The organism is Streptomyces sp. 35G-GA-8, assembly GCF_023534745.1.
Classification (GTDB): domain Bacteria; phylum Actinomycetota; class Actinomycetes; order Streptomycetales; family Streptomycetaceae; genus Streptomyces.
The window spans coordinates 16,046-27,261 of sequence record NZ_JAMHJQ010000034.1 but is presented as its reverse complement, the minus strand read 5'-3'; the positions used below and the strand labels follow the sequence as shown (position 1 = coordinate 27,261).

Annotated in this window: 12 protein-coding genes; 6 read left to right on the top strand and 6 right to left on the bottom strand. The window is 69.7% G+C overall.

Annotation, left to right across the window (positions count from 1 at the left end):
• Nucleotides 1-399 precede the first annotated feature (399 nt).
• Entirely contained in the window at nt 400-567 is a 168-nt protein-coding gene (locus M1203_RS37805; RefSeq protein WP_249954406.1) for a hypothetical protein, read from the bottom strand.
• Between the two features lie 178 nt (nt 568-745).
• On the opposite strand from M1203_RS37805, the gene M1203_RS37800 reads away from it, so the two are divergent.
• A complete protein-coding gene (locus tag M1203_RS37800) occupies nt 746-1,618 on the top strand; it encodes a hypothetical protein (RefSeq protein ID WP_249954405.1) in 873 nt (290 codons plus the stop codon).
• Nucleotides 1,619-1,667: 49 nt separating this feature from the next.
• Here M1203_RS37800 and M1203_RS37795 read toward each other — a convergent pair whose 3' ends face one another.
• The 3 genes from M1203_RS37795 to M1203_RS37785 form a co-directional block, all read right to left on the bottom strand.
• A complete protein-coding gene (locus tag M1203_RS37795; protein ID WP_283959498.1) occupies nt 1,668-2,051 on the bottom strand; it encodes a TIGR02391 family protein in 384 nt (127 codons plus the stop codon).
• A 174-nt stretch (nt 2,052-2,225) separates the two neighbouring features.
• Complete coding sequence (locus M1203_RS37790; RefSeq protein ID WP_249954403.1) at nt 2,226-2,687, bottom strand: hypothetical protein; 462 nt, start codon at nt 2,685-2,687, stop codon at nt 2,226-2,228.
• A gap of 142 nt (nt 2,688-2,829) precedes the next feature.
• Entirely contained in the window at nt 2,830-4,122 is a 1,293-nt protein-coding gene (locus M1203_RS37785; RefSeq protein ID WP_249954402.1) for a helix-turn-helix transcriptional regulator, read from the bottom strand.
• A gap of 198 nt (nt 4,123-4,320) precedes the next feature.
• Between M1203_RS37785 and M1203_RS37780 the strand changes: the two genes are divergently transcribed.
• The 4 genes from M1203_RS37780 to M1203_RS37765 all read left to right on the top strand — a co-directional run bounded on the left by M1203_RS37780 (nt 4,321) and on the right by M1203_RS37765 (nt 7,275).
• Nucleotides 4,321-4,761 carry a hypothetical protein gene (locus M1203_RS37780; RefSeq protein WP_249954401.1) on the top strand — a complete coding sequence of 147 codons (441 nt, stop codon included), beginning with the start codon at nt 4,321-4,323 and terminating at the stop codon, nt 4,759-4,761.
• 157 nt (nt 4,762-4,918) lie between these two features.
• On the top strand, nt 4,919-5,593 hold the full coding sequence (locus M1203_RS37775; protein WP_249954400.1) for a trans-aconitate 2-methyltransferase: 675 nt from the start codon (nt 4,919-4,921) through the stop codon (nt 5,591-5,593).
• A 347-nt stretch (nt 5,594-5,940) separates the two neighbouring features.
• Nucleotides 5,941-6,126, top strand: coding sequence for a hypothetical protein (locus M1203_RS37770; RefSeq protein WP_249954399.1), 186 nt, complete (start codon nt 5,941-5,943; stop codon nt 6,124-6,126).
• Between the two features lie 234 nt (nt 6,127-6,360).
• Nucleotides 6,361-7,275: a hypothetical protein gene (locus tag M1203_RS37765; RefSeq protein WP_249954398.1), complete on the top strand. Its 915-nt coding sequence runs from the start codon at nt 6,361-6,363 to the stop codon at nt 7,273-7,275.
• Between the two features lie 51 nt (nt 7,276-7,326).
• On the opposite strand, the gene M1203_RS37760 is transcribed toward M1203_RS37765, so the two are convergent.
• A complete protein-coding gene (locus tag M1203_RS37760) occupies nt 7,327-9,153 on the bottom strand; it encodes a hypothetical protein (RefSeq protein ID WP_249954397.1) in 1,827 nt (608 codons plus the stop codon).
• Nucleotides 9,154-9,268: 115 nt separating this feature from the next.
• Between M1203_RS37760 and M1203_RS37755 the strand changes: the two genes are divergently transcribed.
• Nucleotides 9,269-9,451 (top strand): hypothetical protein, encoded by a 183-nt coding sequence (locus M1203_RS37755; protein ID WP_249954396.1) that lies wholly within the window; start codon nt 9,269-9,271, stop codon nt 9,449-9,451.
• Between the two features lie 29 nt (nt 9,452-9,480).
• On the opposite strand, the gene M1203_RS37750 is transcribed toward M1203_RS37755, so the two are convergent.
• On the bottom strand, nt 9,481-11,037 hold the full coding sequence (locus M1203_RS37750) for an ATP-binding protein (RefSeq protein WP_249954395.1): 1,557 nt from the start codon (nt 11,035-11,037) through the stop codon (nt 9,481-9,483).
• Between the last annotated feature and the right edge of the window lie 179 nt (nt 11,038-11,216).

The following is an 11,216-nucleotide window of genomic DNA, read 5'->3' as shown; positions in this document are numbered from 1 at the left end:
TGCGAGGATGGGCTCTGCGCTGCGCTCCGAGCCCTGTTTCCTTCCGTCAGAACTTTTGCTAGATCCGGAGTTTGGGCTGGTGCCTTCCGACTCTCCGCTTACGCTTCGAGTCGGTGGCTCCCTCGTCGCTGCGCTCCTTGAGGGAGCTTTGGGGTCCGTCCGCTGCGCTCCCGGACCCGGCCCGCGTTCGCGGGCGGCTGGGTACGGGGTGGGGAGCGAGCTGGTTCGCCGGCTGTTTCCTTTGCTCCGGAACTTTTGGTGGATCCAGGTTAGGAGCGGGTGCCCTCTTGCCGGAGGTTGCGGTGGGCGAGCCGTGTGTCCGGACGAGATGAGGTGATGTCAGTCGGAGTCAGCAACACGGGTGTTGGGGGTTCTCTTCGTGTGTGTCGCCGAGGTGTGTCAGTCGTGCTGCCACCAGGTCACCGCGAGGCCGACCAAAAGGGCGCCGACGTGACGGGCTGCTCCGGTGACGAGTGCCACGGAGACGAGGCGCCGCCACGAGGCCGGGGCGGGTGTCACGTCACCCGGCTGCGAGATGGCCGAGGCGGTGCGGTTCTTCTTCGACACGATAGAGGTCCTTTTCTCAGACAGGGCGCGACGGTGCCCTATGCGTGGTGTGGGTTGATGCAGCGCGGCGGCTTGCCGGGGTGGCTTGTGCTGCTGTGTTGATCGTGGCAGTCGGGTGGTAGGCGCTGCATCCTCAACTGGGGCCCGGTTGGCGGGAGAACGATGTAATTTCCACTCCGTGTACACCTGGGAGAGCGTCAGCGGGCCCGGCGCCATCGACGACCTCGTCGCGGATGCCCATGCGGCCGGCTACCCGGACATGACCGTACGGCGGATCCACGACTGGATCGCCAAGGGGCTGCTCGACCAGCCGCGGCTGCGTACCCGGCGGCGAGGTTCGGACAAGGCCGAGCACAGTGCCACCCAGCGGCGGCTGCTGCTGCTCCTGCTGGACAAGCGGCAGCAGGTACAACATCTGAGTTCGCTCGCGCAGGTGCCGTTGGCGATGTGGCTGTGGTGGGACGGCTACGTGCCCACGCGGCAGGCGCAGCGGGCGTGGGTGACGTGGGTGGGACGTGGCCGGCGCAGCCAGGAGGTGGCGCGAGAGGGCGCGGGCGGTCTGCTGGAGCAGGTCGGGCATCAGCTGGCGACCGAGACGGCGCGGGCCCGGTTCGTGCGGATCATCACCGAGCTGGGCAACGGCAAGGCCCTGACAGTCCGCGGACGGGCCGAGCTGCTGGACGCCGTACGGGACGTGATGGAGCCCGAGTCGGTGTTCGCCGCCAGCGGGCTCGTCCGCGCGCTCGGGCCTGCTCAGGCACCGATGACCGTCGAGACGGTCATCGGCTACGTCGAGGCCCTCAGCATCGCGCTGGGCCGCACCCTGGACGGGAAGGCGGACGCCGCGCTGCTGGAACGAGCCCGAGCCATCCACCGCGCATCAACGGCCGACTACCTCGCCCAGCGCGGTGACCTCGCCACCGAAGCCGGACAATTTGCCCACCTCTTCCGCGAACCCGCCCTCCAGCAACAGTTCGACCAGGCCGGGCGACAGCTTCTGCTTCTCCTCGGCATGCACCTGATCCACCGGCGTATCGAGACTCGGGGCTGAGTACCTGATAGGTCTTCTGGCCGACCCGCTCGCGGCACTGAGTACGGGTCTATATCGTTGCCGAGGCCTGGCGGCGTTTGGCCCTTTCGGCTTGGCGCAGCAGTAGGCCGGCGAACTGAATGATCTCTGCTGCCTCGATCGGATCGTCGAAGTCGACAGTGCGGTGGCTGGCAGGGTTCTTGTAGGCGCCCATGGCGCCGGCGAACAGGTTGGCGGTGGCCGTCTGTTCGCCGCCTTCGGCTTCTGCGTCAGCGAGTGCGCCGCCGGCCTTGCCGTTCTCGTGCGGCCGGACCGCTTCGCGCATCAGCCTCACTCCGACCAGGGAGTTGTCGAGTCCGGAGGCATCGCGGACGGTGACCTCGACCGCCTTCATCGCGGCGAAGCACGCATCGACGGCGCGGCAGTAGACCTGCTTGCTGCCGACGCAGACCAGGGTTCGGGTGGGCGCGATCGCCGCGTGGTGCCGTCCTCCGGCGTGGACTTCGGCACTACGACCGTCGGCCCGGACTCGGCACCGAGGGGGCCGATATGGAGTGATGGGGAGCCGGAAAGAGGTGTCCGACGTGGCCCAGATAGTTACCCCTCGGACGAAGGCGGCGCAGTGGGCCTACGCTGCGTTGGTCGGTGCGTCCGGCGTGCAGGTTTTGCACAGGCGGAATCGGGTTCCGCCTCGGGGGCCGGTGCGGCTTCGAACCCAGGCGGCCGCTTCCTGCGCGGTCATGACGGTGAAGTTCGGCCGGTACGAGGACAAGGATCCTGCGTGAGCGAATCCGAGGAGTTCTCTCTCGAACACGTGCGCTTCGGACTCTGTTCGCTCGCCCCACGACAGCGGGCGTCCCTGCTGCGCGAGGTCTTCCACAGTGGTGCAGCTGCTGCGGTGGAGGGAGGTCTTCCCTGCGACGTACGGGTGGAGGGTCCGGTCGGCGAACCGCTCCCGCTGGGCGAGAGAGAAGTCTCTGATGCGCTCCAGGTCAGGGCGCGCGTCTGCGCAACGTGTGCAGTCCGGGCTGTGATCCGGGCCTTCGTTGGGGTAGGGCGAGAAGTAGTCGTACTCGGTCTGGTCCGGCATGTTCTCTCCGTGCGTTGTCAGGCGGCTTGGGAAGATCGGGCGGGGCCTGGAGCAGGAGTGCCCACCCCGGCAGCCGCCCGCTGGCCGAGCTTGTCGACCGGCTCGCCGATGCTGCCCGGAAGCTGCCCCAGGACACGGTTGGTCAGGCTGCTCTGGTGCCGACGGACGCGACCAGTTCGCGTACTCCGGGTGCCTGGGCGTTTCGTGTGCGCAAGTCGGTGACGATGGTGCGGATGGCGGGGCGGTCTCGGACTTCGCCTGGTGATGCCCGTAGGGCGGACAGCAGTTCGGCGGCCGTCTGCTCGGGTTTGCCCCACTGCCACCAGGCCCGGGCGAGGTCGGTGTGCATGCGGGCCTTGCGCTCGGGCGTCGTGAACTGGGCCGCGCGCAGGCCTCGTCCGGCTTCGAGAGCGGCGCCCGCGTCGCCGAGCGCCCAGTGCACGCCGACGGCGTACAGGTCGACGGCGGGCGGGGTGAGGAGGAAGAGCCGCCCCTGGGGCGGGTCCTGCGGGAGATCGCGGGCGGCCCGGGTGGCGTCGCGGATCATGCTGAGCGCCTGGTCCCGGTCGCCGGCGCGGGCGGCGGTGTAGGAGGTGGTGCACAGCATCTGTGCGTAGGCCGAGGCCTGGGCCGGTGTTCTGAGTCCGGTCCTCTCCACGCGGGAGACGGCGTCGAGGATGTGCCGTTGGGCGGCGGCCGGCTGGTTCTGGTGGCGGAGCACGATGCTCAGCTCCCTTGCCGCTGCTGCGGCGGCGAGAGGTGAGCCGGAGAGTTCGGCGTAGATGGTGGCGCGGTCGGCGCTGAGCCGTGACTGGTCGTATCTGCCGATCTTCGTCAGGACTTGGGCGGTGAGGCTGTAGCACGCCGAGAGGCGGGCGAGATCGACGTCCTGGCGGCTCTGGGCCGCTTCGCGTGAGTCGGCCAGCAGGCCGGGCAGGGCCTTGAGAAGGTGGCCGTGCTGCCCGGCGTCGAAATAGCTGCGGGCGGCAGCGATGCGCCTGTCCAGCGGGATGGGCGAGCCGGTGGGCGCCGGGGTGCTGGCGAGTGCGTCCTGGACGCCGACCAGAAGTGCGGCGGGGGCCGTGAGACCAGCGGCAGCGAGCAAGGTACGGCGACGCATGGGGTCCTCCTCGTCACGACGTAGCCCGTCCGCGACGACTCTAGCGGCTGGTGCCCCGGCTAACCCGAGTGACGCCGCGAGGACACCAGTCGGGACGCCCACCTCGCGGGCGGCGCGCCGAAGGAGCGTCAGGTCCGCGTAGCCGTGGTGTCTTTCCAGCCGGGAGACGGTGGAGGTGGAGCAGCCGACGCATGTGGCAAGGTCGGCTTGCCGCCAGCCCCGGTGCTGGCGTGCGATCCGGATGAGGGCGCCGGGGTCCTGGCGGGCGACGGCGGCGGTGACCCTGCTGGACGTCCAGAGGGAATCGGTGCGCACAGGGGCCTCCCACTCGCCAGGAGCCGACAGGTCTGCCTGTCCACGGTAGAGGCCGTGGGGCGGGGTGCCTATGGCGTGTGCAGGGTCTGCAAACGGTGTGCACCAGGCGCATGTTGGCCACCGCGCAGGGCGGGCGGTCGCTTTGCTGGGGGCGTGGCCCCGGCTTGGGGCGGGGCCCCTGACACACGGGAGGACAGCATGGCGACAGGCGCCGAACCCAGGGTCCGTGACCCGCGGGACTACGTAAACCCCGAGGTCTGGTCCCGGGAGGTCCAGCTCCTCATGCGCGATTACCCCTTCGACGAGGTGATGGCGACGCGTCTCTTCCACGCCGCCGTCTCCTACCTGATCACGGCCATCGACAAGTGGGGCCGGGGCCTGGAGATGTGCTGCGGCCGCACCGTCGACATCGCCGTCCACACCTTCATCCTGGACACCCGGAACTACCGCGAGTTCTGTCACCGGCACTTCGGCGGGAAGTTCCTGGAGCACATCCCGGAAATCGACTTCAAGTACGACGGCAGCGTCGAACGGACGGCGCAGATCATCGCCGACAACGGCTTCGAGGTCGACTGGAAGCTCTGGGAGGCGGACTACGGCAAGTGCGGCCCCTGCCGGCCGGGCGAGAACTGCCACTGAGCCACAACTCCGCTCGGGTCCGGGGGCGCACACAGCGTCCCCGGGCCCTGGCGTGTGCACCCCTGTTGGGTGACCCGGGGGCGTTCGCCGGTGGGCAGTGGAGCGGCGCGGGTACGGTGGCCAGCTCGAAGACCGCCTCCGCTCCCCGAGGAACGTCATGCCCTGCGAGCCCCGCACCCCGGCCCAGTACTGGGACACCTACAAGCCCTACCGGGGAGCAGGCGAGCAGCCCGCCCCGGCGGCCGACCGGTTCGAATGGACCCAGTACCCCGGCCACGGTCCCGGAGCCGAGGTCCTTGGGCACCCTCGCCGTGCCCTGGACCTGGGGCCCGCGGAGGGCAGGGAAGCGGTGTTCCTGGCCCGCCAGGGCGTCGGGACGACCGGTGTGGACCTTTCCGCCGCCCAGGTCGAACGCGCCCGACGGTGGTGGAAGGACACCCCCGACCTGGAGTTCGTCCATGCCGAGGTGTGCGACTACCTCGCCTCTGGCACGACCCCCTTCGACGCGGTGTACTCCGTGTGGGGCGCGGTGTGGTTCACCGACCCCGAGATCCTCTTCCCCCTCGTCGCCAAGAACCTCACGCCCGGCGGGATCTTCGCCTTCAGCCAGGCCGAGCCCTCCCCCGGCGCCTACGGGCCGCAGCCGATGCGCGGCAAGTGGCTCGAAGGCCGAGAAAGCGAACTGACCGTGCTGCGCTGGCAGTACACACCCCAGGCGTGGGCGGATCTTCTCAAGCGCCATGGCTTCACCGACGTCGACGCCCGCGTCCTGCCCGCGCCGGGCGGGGAGGGTCTGGGCACGCTCCTCGTACGTTCCCAGGGACCGGCCTGACAAGGCGAACGGGTCAATGGGAACCCTGGGAAAGCTGCTGGGCCGCGACGCCCCGGCCACCGCCCCCGTACCAGCACAACCGGTCGTGGACACGTGGCCCCGTCGCGGCCTTGGGCGGACTGACAAAGTGGCCAGGGCTGCTGGGGTCGGTCTGGTACACGTTCGCTGCCATCGCACCACCTGGCACTACCTCCAGGAGCAGATCCACCACCAGTACACGGTGCGCATCCTCAAGGGGCCTCAGGCGTTCCGTCCGCCCGCAGAGGATGAGGTCACCACCGGACCCGACGGCATGGTCACCGTCGCTCTTGGCGGCTCGTCCCTCGCCGCGGTCCTGGACTGGACTGGTGCTACGAGGTGCAGAGCAGAGCATTCTGAGCCTGGACGTGGACCGGGGCGTCGGCCGGCGGGTCGGTCTCGCCATCTCCCGGGCGCTGGAGAACCTGGCCCTCTCCGACGCCCGCTCCGGTTCTGTCGCCGTCATCCTCCTGGACGACCGGATCGCCACGGAGGACCCCGCGCCCGCCCTGTAGCGGGCGCCCGCAGTCGGCCCGCTGGGAGTTCCTGCGGCGTGGCAGTTTGACCAGCACCTCGTCAAGGCGTTTCATCGGTCCTGGGCCCGTGGCGCCCGACCGCGCGAGGGAGCAGCCCCGTTGATCCTTCGCCCAGGACCGGTCAGAAGCTCACACCCATCCACTTCATCATTGTCTTGAGCCGTCGCCATGACCGCCGGCCGTACGGGGCCGGTTCGGCGTGGGAAGACCGCGATGAGTTCACCGAAGGCCCTGGACCGTACCGCCGACCGGCGCCGCAGCACTGGTGAGTTGCACCAGGCCCTCGCCCCGCTCCTCCCGGACGACGGTGTGCTCCTCATCCCGGCCGCCCGGCATGAGGAGCAGGCGCGGCTGGAGGCGGAGGTCTTCCTCGCGCTCCGCGCGGTCGGCGGCCTGTCCGCGCACCCGCTCGGTATCGTCCGCCTGCGCCCGGAACGCGACCGGCTCACCATCCGCGTGACCGACGCACCGTATGTGGTCATGTGCTGGGCGGACCTTCTCCTCCCCCGCTTCACCGGCGAGCCCTCCGGGGATCCCCGCGGCCTCGTTACGGGCGTCCCCGGCCTCCGATACCACCGCGACCACGGTGGCATCCATCTCCACCGGCCGGGCATGCCCACCCGGATCACCCTCACCGGTTTCCCCGCCCGCTGGTGGGACCGCATCACCCACCGGATGCACCGCGACTACGACCACCTTCTCCAGCCTCACCCCGGCTGGACCCCGGAAGAACGGGCCGCGTACGACGCTGACTCCGGCTGGCCCTGCCCGCCCGGCCCGGTCTTCTCGCCCCTGCTGCGCCGGATCCGGGCCACGGCCGGCCACGGGACGGTGAACTCCACCGACGCCTGGACCTCGGACGGCGGCTACCGGATGGAGGCCACCGACGGGCCTCCGTGCCCTGAGCTGATCCGGCTTCTCGGCGACGGCCCCACCGGTGCGGGCTGGCAGGTCACCCACAAGCGATGCACTTGCCGGTGCGACCACGAGCACGACTACTGCACCGTGGACTTCCTCGACCCGGACACGGGGATTGCCGTCCGCTACGGCAACGGCCGCTGGGGCCGCACCGCCGACAAGGACCACGAGCGGCGCATGGCAGAACTGAACGCCAAGGCCTTTGGGTGAGCCCGGCCCGATAGCGGCGCGGGAGGGATCAGGCTGGCGGGGGCGCAGCGTCTACCGTCGTCGGCCGCTGCTGCGGTTGCGGTAGCGGGTGAGGATGTCCACTCTCGCCTGGTGCGATCCGGCGGGCAGCGCGCACTCGGCATCCGGCTTGGCCTGGCACACCGGGCAGGAAATCTTCATCAGCCGGTAGTAGGGGACCATGCTCGCGCTTCCGCGCTGTGTGCGCCGGTCCTCCGGTTCGCGGGCCTTGTTGGCCCTCGTCGCCGCCTCGCGCTCCTTCACGATCGGCTCGATCCGCTCGTCATGGCCGTGCTCGCGCCGGACGGCCTCGCCGCCTGGCTCGCCCGGGTCGGTGCAGGCTTGGCCGGCCTGTGCGTCACATACCGGGCAGTGCCGGCGGAGCCAGAACCGGCGGGCGACCTTTTCGTGCAAGGGGACCTTCCGTCCCATCGGACGGGGCTGAGCGGGCTGCACGGACTGTGAAGCGCGATCCCCGGGGTGCGCGTGTTCTTCGGGTGCTGCCGTCTCTCGCTCGCGCTGCACGCGTGCCTTCCATGCCTCGATCTGGTGGGCCTCGCTGCGCGAAAGTTGGTCGCCGGCTTTGGCGGCCAGGTCGGTGAGCATCGCGACCCGGCGCCGCTGCTCTGTTCCTGGCATGGTCCGGCCGTGACGGCGCAGGGTGCGCAAGGTCTTCCGGACTTGCTGAAGCGCCTCCGTTTTCTGCCGGGCCACTCTCCGGCGGGCTTCTTCCTTGGCCTCGGCTGCGGCGTGGAGCTTCCGGGCGGTTTCTTCCTGCTGCCTGAGCATCCCGGCGAGGAAGCTGGCGGCCTCACGGGCCGTCTGGGTTTCGGTGTCAGTGCGGTCGTGGGCCGCGATCGCGTTGACGCGGGTCAGCAGTCCGCGGGTCTCCTGGACGTTGCCCTCGGCCACGGCTTCGCTCAGCCGGGTAAACATCTCCTGGCGGGCCACAGCCTGCTCCTGCAGCCAGACCTTGGCGTCCTTAAGGACGGTGTCGATCTGGGTCTGGGTCTCATGGTCCACCCCGTCCAGGGCAGCCAGGGTGTGGCTCACTCTGACCACCACGACCACGGACCCCACAGCGCGGGCCTCCTCGATGCGGCGGAAGAGAACCTGGGCCCGGATCCGTACGTCCGGGGCCTTCCTGTCCTTGCCCGGGGCCTGGCGGGCCGGCGGGGGTGTGCTGCGGGACCGGATGATCCGCTCGACCGCCGGGGTGGACAGGCCCCGCTCGGTCATCTCGCACTCGTCCAGGGCGAACCACTCGGTGGGCCGGGCGAAGGCTTCGGTCCCAATCCGCACCCGGCGCGCCGTGCCCTCGCTGTCGAGACGGATCCGGTGCACGTACCAGCGGCGGACCAGCGTGTCCCGGTCCACGGGGACCATGGTGCCGAGCACGGGCTCCACGGCGTCGTCCCACACCGGGGCCGCCGTCTGGTCCAGGTGCACCCGCAGGGCACCGTGCCGCCACCGGACGTCGACGACGGACCCCAACGGCCCGCCCTCGGGGCGGGTGTAGGCAAAGGTGGCCTGCTCTCCCCGGTCCGCGAGCCAGGCCGCAGCCGCCGACTTCACATACAGGTGGTCCGCGCTGTTCACACCGCGGGCGGCGCGCCCGCACACGTGCGGCAGCCCGTCCGGATCGGGGTGATGGGCGAAGTGGCACGCTCGATCGGTGTAGAGCTTCGTGGTCAGCTGGCCGCCGCAGCCACCGAGCAGGGTCCCGCACCAGAAGGTGTCGCTCTCGTGCGCATGCCGGAAAGCGTCCAGCTCGATCGCCTCCATCGGCAGCATCAACGGCTCCTCCGAGCCCGCCCCGCCCAGCACCGCCGTCTGAATCCGCCGCTTGTCAGCCCGCACACACTCCCCCGTCCATCCCGGCAAACCATCGTGTCATCAGGGGACTTCGCCAGCCAGATGGCCTGCCGTCAGCCGTGAGAGCGGCCACGATGTGGATGGTTCGATCGCTGCCTGAGTGTGGTCGGACGGAAGCTGGTCGCCGCACCGCTACCGGGTCTACCTCTCCTTCATGCACGCCGCCGCCGACCAGCTGGCCGCAGATGAGGGCTGGTCCTCCAGCGCGGCCCCCGACCTCCTCGAATGCGCGCTGTTCACCACCGCCTCGGAAACATCCGGCCAAGCGGCACCGCAACCGTGAGCGGGCAGGGGCGCTACTGCCCTGCTCGGTCAGTAGCGGTTCTCGCGAACAAGGCCACTGCGATATATGGAGCCGACAGCCGCTTGCCCGCCCCCTCTTGTCGACTGTGGGCATGTCGCTGACGAAATGACGGCCGCGACGGCTACGCGGTTCCGCCTTTCCCCCAAGGAAGCCACCGCTTGCGGCCGACCGCCGGGATCTCGCGCTCTCCGGCAGAGGGCTCGTCCCATTCTTCCCCTAAGTAGGCCTGGCCGAGCACGGCGGCCTACACGGCCGACCAGTCCTGCGTGCGCCACCAGCGGAACAGGTCGCCGGAGGCGATCACGGGAAACGGGAGTGCGTCGACGACCCTGCGCTGATACACCTCGGCCGGGCGCTTGGCAGGGTCGAGGCGATGCTGGTGGTTGACGATCAAGGCAGCGCAGGTGACAGGATGGTCGGGCCGCACCTGTGGCCATTTCTCCAGATGGCGATGAAGCTGCGAGATCAGTTTCTCCCCCGCTGCCCCTGCGGCGGCCTTCACCTCGACCAGACAGGTAGACCCGTTCAGCACAGGCAAGCAGGTCCGCCGACAGGGTGTCGCCCAATTCCTCGCCCAGATCGGTGACGGCGAAGCCGGCGGCACGCAGCACCACGGCCACCGCGTCTTCCAGTTCACTGCCGCTGCCGTACAGCAGCCCGGCCCGCACGGGTTCGGCCTCCTGCCGCGCCCGCTGCAGTTCGTTTTCCAGGCGGGTCTTTGCCTCCAGGTAGCGGCGCTCCAACTCTTCCAGGGCGCTACGTGCTTGCGTCTCCGCGGGGGTCTCCAGGGCGGGATCGAGATGGTGGCGTGAGCGGACGCGGGCGGTGCGGGGTCTGGGTGCGGGTTCGGGTGGTGTGCAGGAGGTAGCGGGCTTCGTCGCGGGTGAGGCGGGGGGGGTGCGTGGCAGGGGGCGTTCGGGGCGGGCGAGGGCGAAGAACCAGGCGGAGGGTTCTGCCTGCTGGGCGAAGACGGTTTCGCGGGTCTGGTCGAGCAGGTTCTGTACTTCTTGCTCGGCGCGTTCGGTGCGGGTGAAGCGGTCGCGGTAGGCGCGTTCTATCTGGTGCTCGGCCATCCAGGCGGTGTGGTCCTTGTCCCGGTAGGGGACGACGGCGGCGTGCTGTTCCTTGTCCTTCTGCGCGGTGCCATAGACGTGGTGGGGGGCCATCGGGCTGGCGGGGATGTCGATGACCAGGACGCTGATGCTGCCGTCGGGTGAGGTGAGGGTGGTGAAGGTGATGTCGGGCAGGTAGGGCTGGACGTGTTTGCGGATCCACTGTGAGTACTGCTGGTCGTTGACCTGCTCGGGGTCGATGCCGACCAGTTCACAGGTCTTATCCCGTACGCCGAAGATGAGCAGCCCGCAGCGGGGGTTGGCCATCGCAACGACGTCCTTGGCCAGTCCGTTGAACCACCCGTCCCTCGGCGGGTGGGGAAGCTGTTCCTTCCAGTCCAGGTCGTCGGATTCTTCCAGGGCATCGGCAGCGGCTTGCCGGACCATGCCGAAGTCCAGCGGTCCGGGGGCGGCACCGAGGTGCTCGTGCAGTCGTGTCCAGGAGCGGGCCATGCCCGGCAGCCTAAGGGCCGGAACCGACAGCGCCGGTCAACGCAGAGTCCCGGCGCCCGTCCTGGGAGTCGTTCGCTTGGGGTCTCCCGGCAGTGACGCGATTCTCGACTGCTCACGAAGTTCGCCGGTCAGGACGATCCAGCACCTGAATCAAGTGAGACCCGGGGTAGTTACCCCAG